The organism is Nonomuraea sp. PA05 (assembly GCF_008086045.1).
Lineage (GTDB): Bacteria > Actinomycetota > Actinomycetes > Streptosporangiales > Streptosporangiaceae > Nonomuraea > Nonomuraea monospora.
In genome coordinates this window covers 28,767-52,053 of the sequence record NZ_VSEY01000040.1, presented here as the reverse complement: position 1 = coordinate 52,053, position 23,287 = coordinate 28,767, and the positions used below count along the sequence as shown (strand labels likewise).

At 71.7% G+C, this 23,287-nt stretch carries 24 protein-coding genes; 20 read left to right on the top strand and 4 right to left on the bottom strand.

The window, feature by feature from the left end; genetic code table 11:
• Positions 1 to 7 precede the first annotated feature (7 nt).
• The 12 genes from FXF51_RS45625 (at position 8) to FXF51_RS45570 (ending at position 12,138) form a co-directional block, all read left to right on the top strand.
• Positions 8 to 865, top strand: coding sequence for an amidohydrolase family protein (locus FXF51_RS45625; RefSeq protein WP_148441055.1), 858 nt, complete (start codon positions 8 to 10; stop codon positions 863 to 865).
• A gap of 17 nt (positions 866 to 882) precedes the next feature.
• On the top strand, positions 883 to 1,635 hold the full coding sequence (locus FXF51_RS45620) for a GntR family transcriptional regulator (RefSeq protein ID WP_222871767.1): 753 nt from the start codon (positions 883 to 885) through the stop codon (positions 1,633 to 1,635).
• A gap of 54 nt (positions 1,636 to 1,689) precedes the next feature.
• Entirely contained in the window at positions 1,690 to 3,375 is a 1,686-nt protein-coding gene (locus FXF51_RS45615; RefSeq protein WP_148441053.1) for a carboxylesterase/lipase family protein, read from the top strand.
• 11 nt (positions 3,376 to 3,386) lie between these two features.
• Positions 3,387 to 4,481 carry an ABC transporter substrate-binding protein gene (locus tag FXF51_RS45610; RefSeq protein ID WP_148441052.1) on the top strand — a complete coding sequence of 365 codons (1,095 nt, stop codon included), beginning with the start codon at positions 3,387 to 3,389 and terminating at the stop codon, positions 4,479 to 4,481.
• A 31-nt stretch (positions 4,482 to 4,512) separates the two neighbouring features.
• A complete protein-coding gene (locus FXF51_RS45605; protein WP_148441051.1) occupies positions 4,513 to 5,379 on the top strand; it encodes an ABC transporter permease in 867 nt (288 codons plus the stop codon).
• Between the two features lie 41 nt (positions 5,380 to 5,420).
• The gene (locus tag FXF51_RS45600) at positions 5,421 to 7,313 is read left to right on the top strand and encodes a PD40 domain-containing protein (protein WP_148441050.1); all 1,893 of its coding nucleotides are present in this window, start codon (positions 5,421 to 5,423) and stop codon (positions 7,311 to 7,313) included.
• Positions 7,314 to 7,394: 81 nt separating this feature from the next.
• Complete coding sequence (locus FXF51_RS45595) at positions 7,395 to 7,979, top strand: TetR/AcrR family transcriptional regulator (RefSeq protein WP_148441049.1); 585 nt, start codon at positions 7,395 to 7,397, stop codon at positions 7,977 to 7,979.
• A gap of 13 nt (positions 7,980 to 7,992) precedes the next feature.
• Positions 7,993 to 9,183, top strand: coding sequence for a cytochrome P450 (locus FXF51_RS45590; RefSeq protein WP_222871766.1), 1,191 nt, complete (start codon positions 7,993 to 7,995; stop codon positions 9,181 to 9,183).
• Positions 9,184 to 9,228: 45 nt separating this feature from the next.
• Entirely contained in the window at positions 9,229 to 10,053 is an 825-nt protein-coding gene (locus tag FXF51_RS45585) for an SDR family oxidoreductase (RefSeq protein WP_148441047.1), read from the top strand.
• The gene (locus FXF51_RS45580; protein WP_148441046.1) at positions 10,050 to 11,390 is read left to right on the top strand and encodes a cytochrome P450; all 1,341 of its coding nucleotides are present in this window, start codon (positions 10,050 to 10,052) and stop codon (positions 11,388 to 11,390) included. Before FXF51_RS45585 ends, FXF51_RS45580 begins: the two co-directional genes overlap by 4 nt.
• The gene (locus FXF51_RS45575) at positions 11,387 to 11,590 is read left to right on the top strand and encodes a ferredoxin (protein ID WP_148441117.1); all 204 of its coding nucleotides are present in this window, start codon (positions 11,387 to 11,389) and stop codon (positions 11,588 to 11,590) included. The genes FXF51_RS45580 and FXF51_RS45575 overlap by 4 nt, the downstream gene beginning before the upstream one ends.
• Positions 11,591 to 11,592: 2 nt before the next feature.
• Entirely contained in the window at positions 11,593 to 12,138 is a 546-nt protein-coding gene (locus FXF51_RS45570; RefSeq protein WP_222871765.1) for a nuclear transport factor 2 family protein, read from the top strand.
• 12 nt (positions 12,139 to 12,150) lie between these two features.
• On the opposite strand, the gene hemC is transcribed toward FXF51_RS45570, so the two are convergent.
• The 3 genes from hemC to FXF51_RS45555 all read right to left on the bottom strand — a co-directional run bounded on the left by hemC (position 12,151) and on the right by FXF51_RS45555 (position 14,197).
• Positions 12,151 to 13,086, bottom strand: a complete 936-nt coding sequence (gene hemC / locus FXF51_RS45565) for a hydroxymethylbilane synthase (protein WP_148441045.1) — start codon at positions 13,084 to 13,086, stop codon at positions 12,151 to 12,153.
• Positions 13,087 to 13,121: 35 nt separating this feature from the next.
• Positions 13,122 to 13,469 (bottom strand): VOC family protein, encoded by a 348-nt coding sequence (locus tag FXF51_RS45560; RefSeq protein ID WP_148441044.1) that lies wholly within the window; start codon positions 13,467 to 13,469, stop codon positions 13,122 to 13,124.
• A 62-nt stretch (positions 13,470 to 13,531) separates the two neighbouring features.
• Complete coding sequence (locus tag FXF51_RS45555) at positions 13,532 to 14,197, bottom strand: hypothetical protein (protein ID WP_148441043.1); 666 nt, start codon at positions 14,195 to 14,197, stop codon at positions 13,532 to 13,534.
• Positions 14,198 to 14,253: 56 nt separating this feature from the next.
• Here FXF51_RS45555 and FXF51_RS45550 point away from each other — a divergent pair, with 56 nt between their 5' ends.
• From FXF51_RS45550 to FXF51_RS45525, 6 genes are all read left to right on the top strand, one after another.
• Positions 14,254 to 15,741 (top strand): aldehyde dehydrogenase, encoded by a 1,488-nt coding sequence (locus FXF51_RS45550; protein WP_262380271.1) that lies wholly within the window; start codon positions 14,254 to 14,256, stop codon positions 15,739 to 15,741.
• Positions 15,742 to 15,766: 25 nt separating this feature from the next.
• On the top strand, positions 15,767 to 16,504 hold the full coding sequence (locus tag FXF51_RS45545) for an SDR family oxidoreductase (RefSeq protein WP_148441042.1): 738 nt from the start codon (positions 15,767 to 15,769) through the stop codon (positions 16,502 to 16,504).
• On the top strand, positions 16,501 to 17,331 hold the full coding sequence (locus FXF51_RS45540) for an NAD(P)-dependent oxidoreductase (RefSeq protein ID WP_148441041.1): 831 nt from the start codon (positions 16,501 to 16,503) through the stop codon (positions 17,329 to 17,331). Before FXF51_RS45545 ends, FXF51_RS45540 begins: the two co-directional genes overlap by 4 nt.
• A complete protein-coding gene (locus FXF51_RS45535) occupies positions 17,328 to 17,705 on the top strand; it encodes a carboxymuconolactone decarboxylase family protein (protein ID WP_148441040.1) in 378 nt (125 codons plus the stop codon). The genes FXF51_RS45540 and FXF51_RS45535 overlap by 4 nt, the downstream gene beginning before the upstream one ends.
• A 73-nt stretch (positions 17,706 to 17,778) precedes the next feature.
• Entirely contained in the window at positions 17,779 to 18,096 is a 318-nt protein-coding gene (locus FXF51_RS45530; protein WP_148441039.1) for a PadR family transcriptional regulator, read from the top strand.
• Positions 18,097 to 18,098: 2 nt separating this feature from the next.
• Positions 18,099 to 18,566 (top strand): hypothetical protein, encoded by a 468-nt coding sequence (locus tag FXF51_RS45525; protein WP_148441038.1) that lies wholly within the window; start codon positions 18,099 to 18,101, stop codon positions 18,564 to 18,566.
• A 168-nt stretch (positions 18,567 to 18,734) separates the two neighbouring features.
• On the opposite strand, the gene FXF51_RS45520 is transcribed toward FXF51_RS45525, so the two are convergent.
• Positions 18,735 to 19,454, bottom strand: a complete 720-nt coding sequence (locus FXF51_RS45520) for a TetR/AcrR family transcriptional regulator (protein WP_148441037.1) — start codon at positions 19,452 to 19,454, stop codon at positions 18,735 to 18,737.
• A gap of 447 nt (positions 19,455 to 19,901) precedes the next feature.
• On the opposite strand from FXF51_RS45520, the gene FXF51_RS45515 reads away from it, so the two are divergent.
• Together FXF51_RS45515 and FXF51_RS45510 are read left to right on the top strand one after the other, a co-directional pair.
• A complete protein-coding gene (locus FXF51_RS45515; protein ID WP_148441036.1) occupies positions 19,902 to 21,641 on the top strand; it encodes an ABC transporter family substrate-binding protein in 1,740 nt (579 codons plus the stop codon).
• Positions 21,642 to 21,735: 94 nt separating this feature from the next.
• Positions 21,736 to 23,244, top strand: a complete 1,509-nt coding sequence (locus FXF51_RS45510; protein WP_148441035.1) for an ABC transporter permease — start codon at positions 21,736 to 21,738, stop codon at positions 23,242 to 23,244.
• Positions 23,245 to 23,287: the final 43 nt, after the last annotated feature.

The following is a 23,287-nucleotide window of genomic DNA, read 5'->3' as shown; positions in this document are numbered from 1 at the left end:
CGAGAACGTGCACCTGATCGACACGCACTGCCATGTCATCTCGGATGACCTGGCCGGATATCCGCGCGCGCCGCTCGGCGGCAAGCAGTCGGAGTGGGCGGAGTCCAGGCCGGTCACCGCCGGCGGGATGGCCGCCGCCATGGACGCGGCGGGCATCGCGCAGGCGGTGCTGGTGCAGGCCACCACCGCGTACGGCTACGACAACTCCTACGTCGTGGACAGCGCCGCGCGGCGGCCCGGCCGCTTCGTCGCGGTGGGCACCTTCGACCCGCTGCGGCCGGACGCCGCCGCCGCCCTGGAGGCCGCGACCTCCGGGGGCGGCCTGGCGGGGGTGCGGCTGTTCACCAGCGGCAGCACCGTGCCCGTCCAGGGTGAGTGGTTCGCGGCGCCGGAGACCTACGCGTTCTGGGAGAAGGCGGGTGACCTGGACGTCACCGTCTGCCTGCAGATGCGCCTCGGGCCCGCCACCAAGCAGCTTGAGGAGGTGCTGGAGCGGTTCCCCGGCGTGCGGGTGCTGCTCGACCACATCGGCTACCCCGACATCGCCGCCTCGCCCGCCGGCGCGGGCGCCGAGGTGGCCAGGCTCGCCCGGCACGGCAACCTTCACCTCAAGCTCACCCACCGCAACCTGGAGCGGCTCCAGGACGCCGGCGCCGAGGCGGCGGGCTTCCTCGACCCGGTGATCGAGTCGTTCGGCGCCGGGCGCGTCGCCTGGGGTTCGAACTGCCCGGCCGCCGAGCAGTCGCTGCCCGAGCTGGTGCGCCTGGCCGAGGAGGTGCTCGCCGGCCTGCCGTCGGACGCCCGCGAGGAGATCTTCGCGGGCACGGCGCGCCGGTTGTATCCGAGTCTCGGATCCACGGGCTGACTCTCATGGTGGACGCCGTGGAACCGGACAGGAACTCGCAGACCCGGCAGAGCCAGGCGTACGAGGGGCTGCGCTCGCTGCTGCTGTCGGGCGGCATGCCGCCCGGCACGCGGCTCACCGAGGTCGAGCTGACCAGCAGGTTCAACGTCTCGCGCAGCACCATGCGGGCCGTGCTGGTCCGGCTCGCCCAGGAGGGTTACGTCACCAGCGAGGTCAACCGGGGCGTGCGGACGCGCAGCTTCTCCGCCGCCGAGGCGGCCGACATCCTGGAGGCGCGTGAGGTGCTGGAGTCGGCGCTGGCCGGCAAGGCCGCCGAGCGGGCCACCGAGGAGGAGATCGGCGAGCTGCGCGGCACGCTGGCGGCGATGGAGGGCTGCAAGAGGCGCGGCGACCAGGCCGGGTACTCGCAGGCCAACCGCCGGTTCCACCAGCAGGTGAAGGAGGCCGCGCATCAGGAGATCCTGGCGCGGGCGTACGACACCCTGCTGTATCCGCTGGTCATGCGGCAGTACCGCAACCTGTCCGCGCAACACCCGCGCAGCGGGTCGCTGGAGGAGCACCAGGCGATCCTCATGGCCATCGTCACCCGCAACCCGGACGCGGCGGTGGCCGCGATGCGCCATCACGTGGCCTCCGCCCGGCGGGCGCTGCTGCTCCAGACGATCGCCGACAGCGCCGCCACGCTCGACCGCGCCGCGCCGCCCGCCCAGGACGCCCCGGTCGCCCCGGTCACCCCGGTCACCCCGGCCGCCACGCACGCGGCCGACTGACAGCCCCGTGCGGCGAGCCGTTTCGCCGCACGGCCAGGAAAGGACCCCCCAATCATGCGCCACCCAGTGGAAACCGAATCCGGGCTGGTGGAGGGCGTGCCGGGGCGGGACCACGAGGTCACCGTCTTCCGTGGCGTGCCCTACGCCGCTCCCCCGGTCGGCGAGGCGCGGTGGAGACCGCCGCGCCCGGCGCCGCCCTGGCCCGGGGTGCGCAGGGCCGACGCGTTCGGCCCGATGTGCCCGCAAGCGCCCAGCGCCGAGGTCGGCACCGGCCTGCCGATGGACGAGGACTGCCTGTACCTCAACGTCTGGACGGCCGCCGCCGACGCCGGGGAGCGGCGTCCCGTGCTGGTCTGGATCCACGGCGGCGGCTTCCGCGTGGGCACCGGCGCGGAGGCCCGCTACGACGGCGAGCACCTGGCCCGCGAGGGCCTGGTCGTGGTCACCTTCAACTACCGGCTGGGCGCGCTCGGCTTCCTGGCCACCCCCGAGCTGAGCGAGGAGTCCGGGCAGCGGGCCTCGGGCAACTACGGGCTGCTCGACTGCGTGGCGGTGCTGCGCTGGGTGCGGCGCAACATCGCCGGCTTCGGCGGCGACCCGGGGCGGGTGACGATCGCCGGTCAGTCCGCCGGCGCCGGGGCGGTGAACTTCCTGGCCATGTCGCCGCTGGCGGAGGGGCTGTTCCACCGGGCGGTCGCGCAGAGCCACGCCCGCCACAGCCGCGACACCGAGCTGCGCTACCTGGCCACGTCGTACCGGACGCTGCCCGACGCCGAGCGGTCCGGCACCCGGTACGCGGCGGAGCGCGGCGGCACGGCACCGGACCTGCTGCGGTCGCTGCCCTGGCAGCGGCTGGTGGACGGCGACACCGCGGTGGACGACGCGGTCCAGACCGGCAGCGCGGCCAAGCCTCCGCTGTTCAGGCCGGTGGTGGACGGCTGGGTGATCCCCGCGGGCTACGCGGACACCTACGCCAAGGGCACGCAGAACGCCGTCTCCTACCTCGCGGGCAACAACCTGGACGAGGGCGGCGCGGTGCCGGAGAGCACGTTCGCCGCCTACCGCGCCGCCGGGGCGGGGACGTGGCGTCCTGGCATGCCTCCGGTGCACGTGACGCTGGACGCCTTCACCGCGGCGGCACGGCGCAGGTTCGGCGCGCTGGCGGAGGAGTTCCTGCGGCTCTACCCGGCGAGCACGGACGACGAGGCGGCCAGGGCGCACTGCGCGGCGGTGCGCGACAACGCCCGCGTCTCCACGTTCCTGTGGGCCGCGGACTGGAGCGAGCACGCCGGCCTGCCCGTCCACACCTACCACTGGACCCACGCCTCGCCGGTGCGGGGCCAGGAGCCGCGGCGCGCCTCGCACGGCTCGGAGATCGAGTTCGTGTTCGGCAACCTCCGCGAAGAGTTCGGCGACCTCCGCGAAGAGTTCGGCGACCTCCGCGAAGAGTTCGGCGACCTCCGCGAAGAGTTCGGCGGCCTCCGCGAGGACGGTGCGGCAGGGGGCGGCGCCGGATGGACCGGTGAGGATCGCCGGATCGCCGAGGTCATGTCCGCGTACTGGGCCAACTTCGCCGCCACGGGCGACCCCAACGGGCCGGGGCTGCCGCACTGGCCGGCGTACTCGCCGGGCTCGGCCGTGGTGATGGAGCTCGGCGACGGCTTCGGGCCGATCCCCGTGGCGGATCCCGCCCGCCTCAAGTTCTGGAAGCGCTTCTTCAGTCAGGAAGAAGCATGGTGACAGGAGATGACATGGGACACCACCTCACGGACGGCGCTCTCGTCGGCAGCCGCGCATCGGTGACCCGTCGGCGCTTGCGGGTCGTCGCGCTCGCCGGCGTCCTGGCCCTCGGCGCCTCGCTGACGGCCGCGTGCGGCGACTCCGGGTCCGGCGGCCAGGGCGGCAGCGGCCCGATCGCGATCAGCGTCGGCAGCGGCGAGGGCATCTTCGACCTGCCGCTGCGGGTGGCGCAGGCCAAGGGGTACTTCGACAAGCAGGGGCTCAAGGTCACGTTCGTCTCGACGAACGCCTCGACCGGCCCCGCCGCGCTCGAGTCGGGCTCGGTGCACTTCCTCAACTCCAGCCCCACCGGCTTCCTGTCCGCCCTGGCCAAGGGGGTGCCGCAGGTCGCCGTCGCCGCCGACGGCCTGGGCAACCCGCTGGGCATCGTGGTCAGCAAGAAGTTCGCCGACGCCCACAAGCTGACCGCCGCCACCCCGGTGGAGGAGGCGGCCAAGGCGCTGGACGGCTCCATCGGCGGCGCCAGCTCGGCCAACACCAAGGCGCAGGCGAGCAACTTCCTCAAGGCGCGCGGCGTCGATCCGGCCAAGGTCAAGTGGGTGTCGCTGCCCAGCCCCGCCGCGAACAAGGCGGCGCTCAACAGCGGCCAGATCGACTGGTTCATCACCGGCCAGCCGACGCCGCTGTCCATCGAGCAGGCCGGTGAGGGCCTGGTGGTGGCCGACTCCAAGCGGGTGCCCGAATGGTCGGGCGAGCAGGCCGGGTACGGCGAGCTGATCGTGGCGCGCAAGGACTACCTGGACAAGAACCCGGAGGTCGCCAAGAAGTTCGTGGCCGCGGTTCAGGAGTCCACCGTGTACATGGGCGCCCACCTGGACGACGACGAGCTGCTGAACCTGGCCTCCAAGGAGATGAAGGGCGTTCCCGTCCCGGTGCTGGAGGCCAGCCTCCAGCAGGCCGGCTGGCCGGCGACCGCCGCGATGGACGACGCGACGTGGAAGAAGACCCTCGACTTCGTCAACGGGCTCGGGGTGCTGCCCAAGGCGATGACCGTCACCCCGGACAACTGGACCAACACGTACGTGCCGTCCGGCGGCGGCGCATGACCCTGCCGCCGCGGACGGAAAGGAGTTTGACATGGTGGCTGCCACCGAAAGTCCGGTGAGGAAGAAGACCGAGGTCGTGGTCGCGGCCAGGAAGCGGAGCGACCGGTGGCAGGGCCAGGGCACCCTGGTGGCGCTGCGGGTCGTGGTGATCGCGGTCGTGCTGGGCCTGTGGCAGGTGCTGAGCGGCCCCGTCCTGCCCGAGTACGCCGTCAGCAAGCCCACCGAGGTGGCCGCGTCGCTGGTGGAGCTGCTCGGCTCGGCGTCCGGGTGGAGCGACATCAGGGCGACGGTGATCGAGGTGGTGGCCGGGTTCTCCATGGGCGTCGTGCTCGGCGCCGTGCTGGGGCTGGTGCTGGGCTCGTTCCCGCTGGCGGGCCGGGTGCTCGAACCGCTGATCGCGGCCTTCAACGGCATCCCCAAGATCGCGCTCGCGCCGCTGTTCCTGCTGTTCTTCGGGATCGGCGCCTGGTCGAAGATCACCATCGCGATGATCGGGCCGGCGTTCGTCATGTTCTACAACATCTACCTGGGCCTGCGCCTGCGGGAGCGGGAGCTGGTGGAGATCGTCCAGGTGATGGGCGGTCGCCGGCTGCACCTGCTCGTCTACGTCACGATCCCCACGCTGGCGGCGCCGTTCTTCGCCGCGCTGAAGACCGGCGGCCCGCTCGCCATCCTCGGCGTCATCGGCGCCGAGTTCATCGCCTCCACCGAGGGGCTCGGCCACGGGCTGTTCACCGCCGCCCAGAACCTGGACGCGGCCAGCGAGTTCGCCGGCCTGATCGTCCTGATCGCGATGACGCTCATCCTGAACGGGCTGCTGAGCTGGCTCGACAGCCTCGCGCTCAAGCGCCTCGGGCTCACCCCGCGCAGCCGTCCGTCGGCGGCGGAGCACTCCTGACGCGCCTGACCCACCCCCCGAAGAGAGGACCTGGTACAACGATGGACAACGGAATGAAGCGCCGGTCGTTCCTGGCCGCCGGCGCGGCAGCCGTCGGCACCGCCCTGCTCCCGCAGCCCTTCGCGGTGGCCGCCGCCGGGAGCGGCAAGAAGGGCGTGATGCTGATCAACCGGATCGGCCCCTCCACGTCCGACCTGTACATCTCCAACGCCGACGGCACGAACGAGCGCAAGCTGCTCGCCACCCCGGGCTTCGACTACCACGCCGGCGTGTCCGCCGACGGCCGCACGGTCGTCTTCACCTCGGAGCGGACCGGCGACGGCAACTCCTGCCTGTACCGCGCCCGCATCGACGGGACGAACATCCAGCCGCTGCTCACCGGCCCGGCGATGGACGACAGCGCCGTCCTGTCGCCCGACGGCGCCAAGCTGGCGTTCGTCTCCACGCGCGGCGACCGCAAGGCGCACATCTGGGTGTACGACCTGCGCGCCGGGAAGCTGAAGTGCCTGACCAACAGCGCGGCGGTGGCCGGCGACCCCGCGCTCCCCGACGGCCACTTCCGGCCCGCCTGGTCGCCCGACGGCCAGTGGATCGCCTTCTCCAGCGACCGCGGCACGCCGTGGCGCGGCCACAACGACGGCAAGGGCTGGGAGCACACGCAGGAGCTGAGCCTCTACGTCATCCGCCCCGACGGCACCGGCTTCCGCAAGGTGGCCTCGAAGGAGGGGTACTGCCTCGGCTCGCCGAAGTGGTCACCCGACGGCCGCCGGATCGTCTTCTACGAGATCACCACGGAAGGCACCTGGGGCGCCCACCGGCCCGAGTACATCGGCAAGGTGGAATCCCAGATCGTCTCCGTCGACTTCGTGACCGGCGACCGGGTCGAGCACACCGCGGGCCCCGGCCTGAAGGTCTCGCCGCAGTACGTCAACGCCACCGAGATCGGCTACCTGCTGAAGGGCGGCGCCGACGAGGGCCTGGCGTACGTGTCGGGCACGCTGCCGGCCGTCAAGCGGCCGTGGCTGCGCTCGCCGGTCTGGACGCCTGACGGCACGTCGGTGATCTACCAGAAGGTCGGCTTCGCCGTGCGCCCGCTCGACAAGCCGGTCTACAGCTGGGACTCCGACTGGGAGTACCGCTTCTGCGACGTGTTCCCCGTCCTGTCGCGGCAGGGCCGGCTGGCGATCACCGACAAGCAGCTCGGCCACTCCTCGATCGTCACCATGCAGCCTGACGGCTCCGACCAGCGGCTCGTGTTCGACAGCTTCGGCAAGGGCCTCGACCCGGTGATGGTGGCCAAGGGCCTGGCCGGCGCGTTCCGGCCCGCGTGGTCGCCGGACGGCGCGTGGATCGCGTTCGGCCTGGGCGGCTGGTTCCAGGAGCGCGCCAACCACACGGCCGTGATCGCGCGGGTGCGCAGCGACGGCTCGGCGTGGGAGACGCTCACGGACGGCACCACCAACGCCGGCTTCCCCAGCTACTCGGCCGACGGCAACGAGATCGTCTACCGCGTGTGGGGCGAGCAGGCCAAGGGCCTGCGCATCCTCAACCTCACGACCGGCGCGACCCGCGTCCTGACCGACGAGTACGACAACCTGCCCGACTGGTCGCCCGACGGCAGGCTCATCCTCTTCACCCGCAAGACCAGCGCGACCAACTTCGACGTGTGCACCATCCGCCCCGACGGGACCGGGCTGCGCGTCCTGACCACCAGCGGCTCCAACGACGGCCACGCCGTCTGGAACCCCGACGGCCGCATCCTCTACAACAGCGGCGAGTACGGCTTCCGGCAGGAGGCCGCCCTGTACGACAACACCTTCCAGCCCTACGGCCAGATCTTCGTGATGAACGCGGACGGCTCCGGCAAGCGCATGCTGACCGACAGCCAGTGGGAGGACTCCATGCCTCTCTACCTGCCCAACAGCGTTCTGTGACCTGAGCGGGGCCGCCTCCGCCGGGGGTCCGGTGGAGGCGGCCCTTGCGCCGCGCACTCACCTGAACTACCGTCTGGACACATGTCCGGCGAATTGTTGGAGCCGACCCGCCGCCGGCTGTCCGACCGGCAGGCCGACACCGTGCGCCGGCTCACCGACGCGGCGGTCGAGGAGGTCGCGGCGACCGGGTTCGACGGGTTCACCGTGCGCAACGTGGCGCGCCGCGCGGGGGTCGCGCCCGCCACCGCGTACACGTACTTCACCTCCAAGAACCACCTCATCGCCGAGGTGTTCTGGCGGCGGCTGCGCGCCCTGCCGCCCATCCCGCCGACGCCGGCGGAGCCGCGCGAGCGGGTGATCGCGGTGCTGCGCGAGATCGCGCTGCTGGTCGCGGGCGAGCCCGAGCTGGCCGCCGCCTGCACGACCGCGCTGCTCGGCACCGACCCGGACGTGCGGGAGCTGCGGCTGCGCATCGGCCGCACCATCCACCGCCGGCTGCTGGCCGCGCTCGACCCCGGCGCCGAACGCCCGACGCGGGAGCAGACCCGCGTGCTCAACGCGCTGGAGTTCGCGTACGCGGGGGCGCTCGTGCACGCGGGCATGAACTACAGCTCCTACGCCGAAATGGCCGACCGGCTCGCCGAGGTGGCCGAGCTGCTGTTCTGAGGTGGTGATCGCCGTGCAGGGCAGTCCGTTGTACGACCCGTACGACTACGCGATCCACGAGGACCCGTACCCCGCCTACCGGCGGCTGCGCGACCACGCGCCGCTCTACCGCGACGACGGCCTCGACTTCTGGGCGATCTCGCGGCACGCCGACGTGTCGGCCGCCTTCCGCGACCACGAGCGGTACTCCAGCGCCAACGGCGTCTCCCTCGACCCGAGCGCGTGGGGCCCGGCCGCGCACCGCACCATGTCGTTCCTGGCCATGGACCCGCCCTCGCACACCAGGATGCGCACCCTGGTCTCCAAGGGCTTCACGCCGCGCCGGGTGCGCGAGCTGGAGTCGGACATCCTGCGGCTGACCAGGCGGCACCTCGAACCGGCGGTGGCCGCCGGCGGGTTCGACGTGGTCGCCGACTTCGCGGGCAAGCTGCCGATGGACGTGGTGTCCGAGCTGATGGGCGTGCCGGAGGCCGACCGCGACGAGGTGCGGCGGCTCGCCGACCTGGTCGTGCACCGCGAGGAGGGCCTCAACGACGTGCCGCCCGCCGGCATGGAGGCGGCGCTGGTGCTGGCCGGCTACTACCAGGACCTGGTCGCCGAGCGCCGCCGCAGGCCGCGCCCCGACCTGACCTCCGCGCTGCTCGCCGCCGAGGAGGGCCGCGACCGCATGACCGGCGAGGAGGTGGTCGCCTTCCTGTTCCTCATGGTCGTGGCCGGCAACGAGACCACCACCAAGCTGCTGGCCAACGCCCTGTACTGGGGCTGGCGCAACCCTGAGCAGCTCGCCAAGCCGTTCGCCGACCCCGCCCTGGTGCCCGCCTGGGTGGAGGAGACGCTGCGGTACGACACCTCCAGCCAGCTCATCGCCCGCACCGTCACCGGGGACACCGAGCTGCACGGCACGCTCGTCCCCGCCGGCGCGCGGATGCTGCTCCTGATCGGATCGGCCAACCGCGACGAGCGGGTGTTCGCCGAGCCCGACGTCTACGACCTCGACCGCGACACCTCGCCGCTGATCAGCTTCGGCGGCGGCCGGCACTTCTGCCTGGGGGCCGGCCTCGCCCGCCTGGAGGCGAGGCTCGCCCTGACCGAGTTCGTCCGCCGGGTCCGGGCCTACGACGTGGACGCGGACAAGGCCGTCCGCGTGCACTCCGTCAACGTCCGAGGCTTCGCCGCGTTACCCATGACCGTCACCCCCCGATAACCGTCACCCCCGATAGCCGTCACCCCCGATAGGAGGTCCGCCTCCATGGCCCGATTCGCCCCCCACCCCGAACGCCGCCCCGCGCTGGTCAGCGGGGCCTCGTCCGGGATCGGCGCGGCCACCGCCGCCCTGCTCGCCGACGCCGGCCATCCCGTCGCCCTGGGCGCGCGCCGCGTGGACCGCTGCGAGCAGATCGCCGCCGCCGTCCGCGAGCGCGGCGGGCAGGCGGTCGCCCTGCCCCTGGACGTCTCCGACTCCGACTCCGTCAAGTCGTTCGTGGCGGCGGCCACCGACGCGCACGGCGACCCGGAGATCGTCGTCTCCGGCGCGGGCGACCTGGCCGCCTCCCGCATCCACGAGCTCGGCCCGGAGGCGTTCGCCGCCCAGCTCCAGGTGCACCTGGTCGGCGCGCACCGGCTGATCTCGCAGGTGGTGCCCGGCATGGTGGCCAGGGCACGCGGTGACGTCGTGCTCGTCTCCTCCGACGTGGTGCCGTCGCCCCGGCCCCGCATGGGCGCCTATGTGGCGGCCAAGCACGGCCTCGAGGGCATGGCCCGCGCCATGCGGATGGAGCTGGAGGGCAGCGGCGTGCGCGTCTCGCTGGTCAGGCCGGGGCCGACGATGACGGGGATGGGCATGACCTGGGACGCGGAGACGACCACGATCGTGCTGGAGGAGTGGGTGCAGTGGGGGCTCGCCCGGCACCCGCACTTCCTCCAGGCCGAGCAGGTCGCCGCCGTGATCGTGACGGTCGCGACCGCGCCGCGCGGCGTGCACCTCACGCTGGTCGAGGTCCAGCCGGAACGAGCGGTCGAGGTCGCTCCGGAACGAGCGGCCGAGGCCCGGCCGGGACAGGCGGCCGAGTCATGACGGCGGAGCCCGCGCTCGTCTCCGGCGGCCCCGACCACCTCGACGAGCTGCGCACCGACCCCATCGGGCTGATGCGGCGGGTGCGCCAGGAGTGCGGCGACGTGGGACGCTTCCAGCTCGCCGGCCGCCAGGTCGTCCTGCTGTCGGGCGCCGAGGCGAACGAGTTCTTCTTCCGCGCCCCCGACGAGGAGCTCGACCAGGCGGAGGCGTACCCGTTCATGACGCCCATCTTCGGGACGGGCGTGGTCTTCGACGCCACCCCCGAGCAGCGCCGCGAGGCCCTGCACAACCAGGCGCTGAAGGGCTCGTTCCTCAAGGGCCACGCCGCCACGATCGCCGCCGAGGTGGACCGCATGGTCGCCGGGTGGGGCGAGGACGGCGAGATAGACCTGCTCGACTGGTTCGCCGAGCTCACCATCTACACCTCCTCCGCCTGCCTGATCGGCAAGCGCTTCCGCGACCAGCTCGACCACCGTTTCGCCGAGCTGTACCACGATCTGGAGCGGGGCACCGACGCGATCGCCTACGTCGACCCGTACGCCGACATCGACAGCTTCCGCCGCCGCGACGCCGCCCGCGTCCAGCTCGTGGCGCTCGTCGAGGGCATCATGGCCGGGCGGGCCGCCGCGCCGCGCCCGCCGCGCGAGGAGCGCGACCTGCTCGACGTGCTCATGTCGATCCGCGACGACGACGGCACGCCGCGCTTCTCCGCCGACCAGATCACCGGCATGTTCATCTCGATGATGTTCGCCGGGCACCACACCAGCTCGGGCACGGCCGCCTGGACCCTGATCGAGCTGCTGCGCCACCCCCCGGTGCTGGACGGGGTCGTGGCGGAGCTGGACGAGCTGTACGCCGGCGGCTCCGAGGTCAGCTTCCAGGCGCTGCGCGAGATCCCGCTGCTGGAGTCGGCGATCAAGGAGGCGCTGCGGCTGCACCCGCCGCTGATCCTGCTGCTGCGGGTGGCCAAGACGGAGCACGAGGTGCTCGGCCACCGCGTCCCGGCGGGAACGCTGGTCGGCTGCAGCCTGGCGGTCTCCAACCGGATCCCGCGGGACTTCCCCGACCCCGACGCGTTCGATCCGTCCCGTTACGCCAAGCCGCGTGAGGAGGACCTGGTCAACCGGTGGACGTGGGTGCCGTTCGGCGCGGGCAGGCACCGCTGCGTGGGCGCCAACTTCGCGATGATCCAGCTCAAGGCGATCTTCTCGGTGCTGCTGCGCGACTGGGAGTTCGAGCTCGCCCAGCCGCCCGGCACCTACCGCAACGACCACACCAAGATGGTCGTCCAGCTCGCCCGCCCGTGCCGGGTCCGCTACCGCAGGCGGCGGCCGTGAAACTGGAAGCCGACCTGGACCTGTGCCAGGGACACGCCATGTGCGAGCTGGAGGCGCCGGAGGTCTTCGAGGTGCCGCGCAAGGGCCCGCTCAAGGGCAGGGTGCGCATCCTCACCGAGGAGCCCGACGAGTCGCTGCGCGCCCAGGTGGAGGCCGCCGTCCGATACTGCCCGACCAGGGCGCTGAAGCTGGGAGGCTGATCGTGTACCCGCGTGACGAGCTGGACGAGATGGTACGCCGCTGGCTGGAGGCCAACCGGCGGTGCGAGGAGCAGGGCGACTGGCGCCCGCTGGCCGAGCTCTACACCGAGGACGCCACCTACGGCTGGAACATCGGCCCCGGGCAGGACTTCATGGCGGTCGGCAGGGACGAGATCCGCGACCTCGCCCTCGGCTCCGAGATGGGCGGGCTGGACGGCTGGTCCTACCCGTACCAGAGCATCCTCGTGGACGAGCGCAAGGGGGAGGTCGTCGGGTTCTGGAAGCAGATCGCCGACGCCCGCCGGCCGGACGGCAGCGCGTACGAGGTGCCGGGGATCGGGGGGAGCTGGTTCCGGTACGGCGGCGACTTCCGGTGGCGGTGGCAGCGCGACTGGTTCGACCTGGGGAACGTCACGGCGGTGTTCGTCGAGATGATGAAGGCGGGGGTGCTGTCGGACGGGATGCGGCGACGGCTGGACCGGGCGGCTTCCGGGGCGGCGGTGCCGGGGTACTACGCGAGGGCGGAGACTCCTGTGCCGCTGTGGTGAGCCGCCCGGCCGTCAGTGCGGGATGGCGTCGATGAGCTGGCGGGCGCCCTGACGCAGCAGCGCGACCGCCACGGACGTGCCCAGCGTGGCCGGGTCGAGCGGCCCCGCCCACTCGTGCGCGTCGAGGACCGTCTTGCCGTCCGGGCTGAACACCCGGCCGCGCAGCGACAGGCGTCCGCCGCGCTCGGCGCGCCCGTACCCGGCGATGGGGCTGTTGCAGTGGCCTTGCAGGACGTGCAGCAGCATCCGCTCGGCCGTCACCTCGCGCCAGGTGTCGGCGTCGCCCAGGTCGGCGACCGCCTCGATGGTCTCGGCGTCGTCCTCCCTGCACTGCAGGGCGAGCACGCCCGCGCCGATCGGCGGGCACATCGTCTCCAGCGGCAGCGCCTCGGTGATCCGGTCGCTCATGCCGATCCGTTCCAGGCCCGACACGGCCAGCAGCAGCGCGTCGGCCTCGCCCGCGTCGAGTTTCTCCAGCCGCCGGTTGGCGTTGCCGCGCATCGGCACGCAGCGCAGGTGCGGGTGGGAGGTGGAAAGCTGCGCGATCCGGCGGACCGACGAGGTGCCGATGCGGGTGCCCGGCGGGAGCTCGTCGAGGGTGCGGCCGCCCGGGTGCACGAGGGCGTCGCGCAGGTCGTCGCGTTTGAGGAAGGCCGCCCAGGTGGTGCCGGCGGGCAGCGGCCGGTCGGCGGGCACGTCCTTGACGCAGTGGACCGCGAGGTCGGCGCGGCCCGCAAGGAGCAGGGCGTCCACCTCCTTGGTGAACGCGCCCTTGCCGCCGAGCTCCGACAGCGCGCCCTGCCACCGGTCGCCGGACGTCGTGACCGGCACGACCTCGGTGCGGACGCCGGGGTGCAGCGCGGTGAGCTCCTGCCGGACCCGCTCCACCTGGGCGAGCGCCATGGGTGAGGAGCGGGTGGCGATGCGGATCAGCTCAGAGACGGCCATCCGCCGATGGTAGCGCCACCTCCACCGGATCCGGGTCAACTCGTCGGCGGCGCCTCGGCGAGTGACAGGCTGTTGCCGTCGGGGTCGAGGATCTCGACGTGGCGCACGCCGTTGCCGTAGGTCTCCAGGGGCTCGTGCTCGATGCCGTGCGCGGCCAGCCTGGCGAGGATGTCGTCGAGGTCGGTCACCCCGAAAGTGATCATGGTCCCGCCCACCCGCGCGGCCCGCACGGGCCGGTCGTCGATGACGAGATAGGCGTTCACGCCCACCTGCCACAGCAGTTCCTCGCCGATGATCTCGTCGGCCTCCCGTCCGAAGAACGCCTCGTACCACTTCCGCGAGATCTCCAGGTCACGTACGCACACCACGCTGTGCAGATCCATCGGAGCCGCTCCTTTCCGCCGTTTCACAAGGAGACCATCCGCGCGGCCGGAACTCATCGGTCTCAGGGGACGTGCGGCGTGCCGTCGCGCATCGGCGGGAAGCGGAAGCGGGCCGCGGTGGTGGCGCGGGTCATGGCGGTGATCGGGTCCTCGCCGACCGGCTCGGTGCCGTCGTCGATGACGACCTCCCAGCGGCAGTGCGGCACCCTGTCGCCGGGGACGCGGGGCGGCCGGTGCACCGGCCGGATGCGCGCCCTGGGGTTGACCGCCTGGGCGGTCCAGTCGAAGGTGCCGTCCTCGATGTGGTGGCACATGCCGCGCACGGCCCGCTCGCCGAACGGCTCGACGTCGAGCAGCGCGCCGCAGGTGCGGAGCTGGAAGAAGCCGTGCGTCTCGTCGATCAGCTCGTACTCGACGTCCATGTAGTGCTGGGCGAAGCCGGGGTCGAGCTGGAGGCACTTGAAGATGGCCGAGACGCCGTCGCCCTCGATCCTCATGATCTCGCGGATACGCTGGGTGTAGACGGGGCTGGCGCCGCGCCACTCCTGGACGGCGATCTCCTCCACGGCCTCCTGGCCGTACTTCATCCCGACCGCGATGAGGGAGGAGCGGTCGAGCAGGTGCACGATGAGCGCGTACTCCCTGACCAGGCGCACGAGGGCGTCCTTCGACAGGTCCTCGAAGCGGAAGCCGGGGTCGAACGCGCCGGAGTAGTCGTCACGGGACACGGGCCCCTCCTTCGATTCCCCCTTGCACGGTCATTCGTGAACTGTAGTCTGGACACGTGTCCATAACAAGCGGACGCTTGCTCGACGACTGGGCGGAGCGGGGCTCTCCCCTCCTGATCGGCGGCAGGCTGGTCACGGGCGATCGGCGCTTCGAGACGATCGACCCGGCCACGGAAGAGGTCATCGGCCTGGCCGCCGACGCCACCGGTGACCAGCTTGGCGAGGCGATCGGCGCCGCCCGCCGCGCGTTCGACGAGTCCGGCTGGGCCACCGACCTCGGCCTGCGCGTCCGCTGCCTGCGCCAGCTCCGGCAGGCGCTCGAACGGCACGCCGACGAGCTGCGCGCGCTCACCATCAGGGAGGCGGGCGCGCCGCGCTTCCTGACCTACGGGGCGCAGCTCGACCAGCCCGTGGCCGACCTGGGCTGGGTCGCCGACCTCGCCGAGGACTACGCCTGGACGCGGGACCTGGGCCGGGCCGCGCCGATGGGGATCGCCAGCGACCGGCGCGTGCTGCGCGAGCCGGCAGGCGTCGTCGCCGCGATCACCCCGTGGAACTTCCCGCACCAGATCAACCTGGCCAAGCTCGGCCCCGCGCTGGCCGCCGGCAACACGGTGGTGCTCAAGCCCGCCCCCGACACCCCGTGGTGCGCGGCGGTGCTCGGCCGGCTGGCCGCCGAGGAGACCGACCTGCCGCCGGGCGTCGTCAACGTCGTCACAGGCCGCGACCACGCGCTCGGCGCCCGCCTGGCCGCCGACCCGCGCGTGGACCTGGTCTCCTTCACCGGCTCCACCGCGACGGGCCGCGCGGTGATGCGCGGCGCCGCCGAGACGCTCAAGAAGGTGTTCCTGGAGCTGGGCGGCAAGTCGGCGTGCGTGCTGCTGGACGACGCCGACCTCGCCAAAGCGTGCGCGTACGCCGCCTTCGCCGCGATCTCCCACGCCGGGCAGGGCTGCGCGCTCACCACCCGGCTGCTGGTCCCCCGCGCCCGGCACGACGAGGCGGTGGAGATCACCGCGCGGACGATGGCGCGGCTCGGCGCCGGCGACCCGTCCGACGAGCGCACCGTCTGCGGCCCGCTCATCTCCGCGCGCCAGCGCGAGCGCGTCGAGGGTTACCTGAAGCTGGCCGTCGCGGAGGGCGGCTCGTTCGCCACCGGCGGGCGGCGGCCCGACAGGGACAGGGGCTTCTGGATCGAGCCGACGCTGATCACGGGCCTGACCAACCGGGCCAGGGCCGCGCGGGAGGAGATCTTCGGTCCTGTGCTGGTGGTGCTGCCGCACGACGGCGACGACGACGCCGTACGGATCGCCAACGACTCGCCGTACGGGCTGTCGGGCGCCGTGCACGCGGGCGACCCGGAGCGGGCGCGCGCGGTGGCGCGGCGGCTGCGCACCGGCACGGTCAGCGTCAACGGCGGCATCTGGTACGGCCCAGACGTGCCGTTCGGCGGCTACAAGCAGTCGGGGGTCGGGCGCGAGATGGGGGTCGCGGGCTTCGAGGAGTACCTGGAGACCAAGTCGATCGCGGAGGGAACGGGATGACCGCGCGGAGATCGGGAGCGGCGGGATGAGGCGATTCGCGGGGAAGGTGGCGATCGTCACGGGCGCCGCCCAGGGCATCGGAGAGGCGTACGCGCGGGCGCTGGCCGCCGAGGGCGCCGGCGTGGTCGTCGCGGACGTGGACGAGCAGGGCGCGAAGGTCGCCGACGACCTCGGCGGCCTGTTCGTCAGGACCGACGTGTCCGACCCCGCCTCCGTCGAGGCGATGGCGGAGGCGGCCGTGACGGCGTTCGGCGGCATCGACTACCTGGTCAACAACGCCGCCGTCTTCGGCACCATGAAGCTGGACTTCCTGTTCACCGTGGACTGGGACTACTACCGCAGGTTCATGGCCGTGAACATGGACGGCGCGCTGCTGTGCGCCCGCGTCTGCCACGCCCGGATGGCCGAGCGGGGCGGCGGCGCGATCGTCAACCAGTCCTCCACCGCCGCCTGGCAGTACTCCGGCTTCTACGGCCTGGCCAAGGCGGGCGTGAACAGCCTCACCCAGCAGCTCGCGCACGAGCTCGGCTCGCTCGGCATCCGGGTCAACGCGATCGCGCCCGGCCCCGTCGACACCGCCGCCCACCGCGCGGTGGTGCCGGGCGGGATGTCGGCCAGGATCGTGCGGGACAAGCTCGCGCTCAAGCGCCTCGGCACGCCGGACGACCTCGTCGGGATGTGCCTGTTCCTGCTGTCGGACGAGGCGGCGTGGATCACCGGGCAGATCTTCAACGTGGACGGGGGCGAGGTGTTCCGCGCATGAGGTACGGATTCGTCGGGCTCGGCCAGATCGGCGGCCCCATGGCGGGCCGCCTGGCCGGCCCCGACCTGATCGTCTACGACGTCCGGGCCGAGGCGATGGCGCCGCTGGCCGAGCGGGGCGCGGTGGCCGCCGGGAGCCTGGCGGACGTGGCCCAGGCCTCGATCGTCTCGCTCATGGTCCGCGACGACGCCCAGGTGAACGAGGTGGCCGCCGCGATCGTCCCCGCCGCGCGGCCCGGCACGATCGTCGCCGTGCATTCCACGATCCGCGCCGAGACCGCGGTGAAGCTGGCCGAGGCGGCGCAGCCGTACGGGATCGAGGTGGTGGACGCGCCCGTCAGCGGCGGGTTCATGGGCGCGGCGGCGGGCACGCTCGCGGTCATGGTCGGCGCGAGCGAGGCGGCGTTCGCGCGGGTCGAGAAGGCGTTCGGCGCGTGGGCGGGGCTCGTCCTGCACATGGGGCCCGTCGGCGCGGGCACCCGCGCCAAGCTGGCCCGCAACCTGCTGCACTTCGCCTCCTTCGCCGCCGCCGCCGAGGCGCAGCGCCTGGCGGAGGCGGCCGGGATCCCGCTCGGCGCGCTCGGCCGGATCGTCCGCCACTCCGACGCCGTCACCGGCGGGCCCGGCGCCCTGATGATCCGCGACACCACCTCGCCGCTGCCTCCCGGCGACCCGCTGCGGGAGATCATGGCGCACGTGTTCGCGCTGGGCGACAAGGACCTGTCGTTCGCCCTCGAACTGGCCGGTGACCTCGGCGTGGACACCCCGCTCGCCCGGCACGCCCACCGGCGGCTGGCCGCCGACCTCGGCCTGGAGGAGCCCTCATGACGGACGAGCGGCGGCAGCGGGGGCTGGAGATGATGGCGCGGGTCTACGGGTGGGAGGTGCACGACGGGCCCGGCGACTTCTTCGGCGTCACCGTGGATCATCTGTTCGCCGACATCTGGTCGCGGCCCGGGCTGTCCATGCGTGATCGGCGGCTGCTCCTGGTCGGCGTCCTGGCCGCCAAGGGCCTGAACGACGTGCTGGACATCCAGATCCCGGCGGCGCTGGGCAACGACGAGCTCACCGCCGGGGAGCTGCGGGAGATCGCGATCTTCCTGACGCACTACATCGGCTGGCCGCTGGGGGCCAAGCTCAGCGTGCAGATCGACACGCTGATCGCCGCGCACGAGAAGAGGCGGGCGTCCGAACAAGGGTGACTCGTCAGGACGGGCATCGGCGCATGTATACACGGTGACAGCACCGGGCGACCGCACGCCATAGCATGTGATCATGCAGCCTCTGCCGGTGATCACCCCCGCCACCGTGGACGTGATCGAGGCCCTGACGGCCGACCTGAACCCGCGCTGGGCGCTGGAGATCGTCAAGGCCACGGGCCGCTCCCCCGGCACCGTCTACCTGGTGCTCGACCGGCTGGAGCGCGGCGGATGGGTGATCTCCACCTGGGAGGCGGACGCCGCCAGGCAGGGCCCGCGCCGGCGCCTCTACCGGCTCAAGGGCGAGGCGCTGCCCGCCGCGCGCCGCGCCGTCGCCAGGCGCGCCGCCGCGCACCAGCCGATCGGCCAGCCGCTCCCCCATCCGGGAGCCTGAAGGTGAACCCGCTGGTCAGGGGGGTCATCGTCACCGCCGCCGCGCTCCTGCCCGGCAAGGCGCGGCGCGAGCGTCACCTGGAGCAGTGGCTCGCCGACGGCGAGGGGGCGGCGGAGGCGGGCCTGACCTCGTCGCGTGTGGCGCTGGGCGCGCTCAGGGCCGCCCTCGTGATGAACCTGACCCGCCGCTCGGCGGTGCCGCTCGGCCTGGCCGCGGTCCTGGTCATCGGCGGGGTCCGGCTGGCGGTGACCACCTCCGAGCAGGCGCTCGGCACCGCCGTCGCCATGGCGGGCGTCGCCCTGCCCCTCCTGCTTCTGATCATCCGCAGGTTCACCGAACGCGACTGGGAGGACACCCTGACCGCCGGGCAGGCGGGCCCGCCCCCCGGCCGGAAGCGGCCTCTCCCCTTGATCCTCGGTGCCGTGCCGGTGATTCTGGCCGCTCTGCTCCTGCTCATCCTGTTCAGATGACCTTCGCGCGATCGCCGTCTCGGCGAGCCTTCGCGGGTCAGGCTCGATACGCCGTCCGGGTGACCAAGAAAGAATCGCTCAATGACGGAGCGACACCACGGAATTGTTTGAATCCGGTCGGCCCCGAAAGGATCAGAGAACGCGCGAAATCGTTATTTGGGCCCGCGTTCATTGTGCGGGGGTCTGGCTGCGCCGGATGAGGTCCAGGACGGCGTCCCTGGCCTCGCGGAAGACGGCGGCGATCTCGCCGGCCGCCGCGGCGACGGCGGCGTCGCCGGGTGGGGTGGCCGGTTCGATGAGCAGGTTCACGGTGTCGGCGAGGACGGTTTCCGGGTCTTCGACGCCCTGCGGCGCGTTCGCCGGGTCCTGGATGGCGGTCATGAACCCGGTGAGCACGGCGTGCACGGCGTAGATCTGGTGGGCGAGCGGCCGGTCGGCGCGGATGAGGCCGTGCCTGCGCATGATCGGCACGACCGTGCCACCGAGGGCGGTGGGTTTGGTACGGGCGTACAGCTCGCGGTCGGCTGGGTCCTGGTCGAGCAGCCGGAGCAGCTCGGGGTCGCCGCGCTGGACGCGGTGCGCGAGGGGGAGCCTGACCATGGTGCGCACCAGCGCGGGGGCCAGGTGGCGGGGCAGCACGGCGGCGGGATCGGCGGTGACGCGGGCGATGAGCTCCTCCATGCCGGTCAGCATGTCGCGGGCGAACAGCCCGCGGATGAGGTCCTCCTTGCTCGGCCAGTAGAGGTAGACGGTGCCCTTGCCGACGCCGGCCGCGCGGCTGATCTCGGACACGGTGACCTTGCCTGCGCCGTGGTCGAGCACCAGCTCGCGCGCGCTGTCGAGGATGCGCGCGGCCTTGCGTGAGTGGTGTTCGACCAACTGGGTCACCGGTGTCGTCCTCTTCCTGGGTCGGCCGCGTCGCGTTACCGGCCATTATCGTGCTCGTGGCCTGCCCCGATGACCGGGGGCGCGCGGCGGAGGAAGGACGAGTGGTTCACGGCGCCGAAGCGTGAGAACACGCCGGGGGACGGCGGGCGCGGAAAAGCCGCCTTTTCAAGGACACGATAAAGCGCACCCTTTCAGCAAAAAGCATGCTTACGCAGGGGTTTCAGCCTGCGACGGCTTTTGCGCAAACCCTGGCACAGAGGGCCCCCTCCTGTCTACAGTGTGGACAGCGAAATGTGGATTTCCCTGACATCTGATTACAGATCGGGCAGACGTCGATCTCAAGTTCGCAACAGTATGGGGACGGCTATTTGTCCGAAACGTTGGCCGATGATCCTGTTGCGCATTAACCAGCAGCGCTGACCCTAGTTCGGACAAAGGAGAGCTGTCGTGACCCATAGGCGGAGACTTGGGAGATTCCTCACGGCGGTGACAGCAGGCGCGCTTCTGCTGTCCGCTTGCGGCCAGAGCGGAAACGAGGCGAGCAAGCCGACGGCGTCCAGCACGGGCGGCGCCGCCTCGGGGCAGACCATCACCTACGCCGGTGAGCAGGAGTTCAACTCCTACAACAGCATCGCCGTGAACAACCTGGTCAACAGCACCGCCATGCAGCGGGTGCTGCTCGGCTTCTGGTACTACGGCGAGAAGGGCGTGGTGACGCCCGACAAGGACTTCGGCTCGTACACGAAGACGTCCGACTCGCCGCTGACCGTCGACTACGAGTTCGCCGCCAACGGCGTCTGGTCCGACGGCAACGCGATCGACTGTGACGACGCCCTGCTGTACTGGGCGGCCAAGTCCGGCAAGATCAAGGGCTTCCAGGTGGACGGCACCACCGGTGTCGAGCTCGTCAAGCCCCCCGCGTGCAAGGCCGGCGACAAGAAGTTCACCTTCGAGTACTCCGAGCCGTTCGCCGACTGGGAGAGCAACGGCCCCGGCGCCGCCGACGTGCTGCCGGCCCACGTGGCCTACAAGGCCGCGGGCATGACCGAGGCGGACTTCATCGCCGCGGTGCAGGCGGCGGACGCCAAGAAGCTCGAAGCGGTGATCAAGTTCTACAACGAGGGCTGGGTCATCGAGGGCGGCATCAAGGACATGTCGCTCTTCCCGGCGTCCGGCCCGTACAAGATCTCCGCCATGGAGCCCGGCCAGTCGCTGACCCTCAGCGCCAACGACAAGTGGTGGGGCGCCAAGCCGGCCACCCCGACGATCGTCATGCGGGTCATCTCCCAGGAGGAGCAGGCCCAGGCGCTGCAGAACCGCGAGGTCAACCTGATCGAGCCGCAGCCGAACCCCGACCTGCTCGCCCAGCTCGAAGGCATGCAGGGCGTGACCGTGAAGACGGGTGACGCGTACACCTACGAGCACCTGGACTTCAACTTCGACTCCAGCGCGTTCAAGGACAAGACGCTGCGCGAGGCGTTCGCCAAGTGCGTGCCCCGGCAGCTCATCGTGGACAACCTGATCAAGCCGCTCGCGCCGCAGGCGCAGGTGCTGCAGGTGCGCAACACGCTGCCGTTCGAGGCGGACTACGCCACCGTCTCGCAGGGCAGCGGCTCGGAGACCTACGCCCAGCCCGACGTCGAGGGCGCCAAGGCGCTGCTGGACAAGGCCGGCAAGGCCGGCATGGAAGTGAAGATCGGCCACAACCTGCCCAACCCGCGCCGTACGCAGGAGGTGCAGCTCATCGCCGACTCCTGCAACAAGGCGGGCTTCAAGATCACCGACGCCGGTGACGAGAAGTTCTTCGAGGCCGGCGGCCCCCTGGCCACCAACACCTACGACGTGGCGCTGTTCGCCTGGACCGGCTCGGCCGAGGTGAGCGGCTGGAGCTCGACGTACACCACGGTCAAGGAGTGCAGCGAGGCCGGCAAGGAGAACAACAACGGCTGCTACTCCAACAAGGAGGTCGACGACCTCATCAAGAAGCTGAACGCCGAGGTCGACAAGACCAAGCACCCCGCCATGATCGCCTCGATCGAGAAGGTGCTCTGGCAGGACCTGGCCACGATCCCGCTGTTCGCCCACCCGAACATGCTGGCCTGGGACGAGAAGATGCAGAACATCGTGCCCAACCCGGCCCAGTCGTCGGTGACCTGGAACATGGACAAGTGGGCGCTGGCCCAGTAGCCGTCCGATCACTCTGAACCACCCGGCGCGGAGCGGAGGACTCCCGGAGTCACCGCTCCGCGCCAGCACCACTCATGAACCAAGGAGATAGCGAGTGATCGCCTTCATCGCGCGAAGATTGATCGTCTCCTTCTTCGTGCTCCTGGCGGCCACCATGGTCATCTACGGGCTGACGGCGCTCGCGGGCGACCCGCTGGAAGACCTCAGGGAGCTGCCGGGCCCCGACCGGGAACGGAAGATCGCCGACCGCGTCGAGCGGATGAACCTCGACACTCCCCTCCCGCTCAGATACCTGGCCTGGCTCGGGAACCTGTTCCGCGGCGACCTCGGCGTCAACCGCGACGGCCAGGACGTGGCCGTGCTGCTCGGCAACGCCCTGGCGGCCACCCTCCAGCTCGTCGTGGCCGCCACCGTGCTCGCCGTCATCATCGGCGTCTGCGTGGGCATCGTCTCGGCGCTGCGGCAGTACAGCGGCTTCGACTACTCGGTGACCTTCACCGCCTTCGTCTGCTTCTCGCTCCCGCTCTTCTGGGTGGCGGTGATGCTCAAGCAGTACATCGCGATCGAGTTCAACGACTGGCTGGGCGACCCCGTCATCCCGCCCACGGTCATCGCGGTGGTCGCGCTGGTCGGCGGGCTGATCTGGGGCGCGCTCTGGGTCGGCGGCAGGCAGGCGCGGCTGGCCGCCTTCGGCCTCGGCGCCGCCGCCACGGCCCTGACGCTGACGCTGCTGTCGGCGACCCGCTGGTTCGCCGATCCCGGCATCGGCGTCGTCCTGCTGGCGGTCCTGGCGGGCGGCACCGCGGTCGGCGTCACCGCGCTGATCTCCGGGCTGCGCTACCGGGACCCGCTCTACGCCGCCCTCTCGGCCGCGGGGATCGGCGTGCTCTGCTCGCAGCTCCTGGATCCCGTGCTGACCGACCCGAGCTGGCTGGAGATCATCGGCCTGGCGCTGCTGACGGTGGCCGTCTGCGTGGGGCTCGGCTACGCCCTCGGCGGGCTGCTGCGCCGCCAGGCGATCCTCGCCGCCGTCCTTACCGGGCTGGTCACCGCCGGGCTGATCTTCCTCGACCGGATGCTGCGCGGCTTCGCGGACTACAGCGACTACGTACGCGGCCGGCCGATCGCCACGATCGGCTCCAGCACCCCCAACTTCGAAGGCGACTTCTGGCAGACCAACCTCGACGTGGCGGGCCACCTCCTGCTGCCGACCATGGCGCTGATCCTGATCTCGCTGGCCACCTACACGCGTTACAGCCGCTCCAGCATGCTGGAGGTGATGAACCTGGACTACGTGCGCACCGCGCGGGCCAAGGGCCTGCACGAGCGTACGGTGGTCACCAAGCACGCCTTCCGCAACGGGATGATCCCCATCACCACGTTGATGGCCTTCGACTTCGCCGGCGTGATCGGCGGCGCGATCGTGACCGAGAACGTCTTCGGCTGGCAGGGCATGGGCAGCCTGTTCCTGCGCGGGCTGCAAGAGGTTGACCCGGCTCCTGTCATGGCCTTCTTCATCGTCTCCGGGAGCGCGATCGTGCTGTTCAACATGCTGGCCGACATCATCTACGCCTACCTCGACCCGCGGATCAGGCTGTCATGAGCGGCCAGTACACCGCCGATCACTCCGGACCCACAGGAGAACC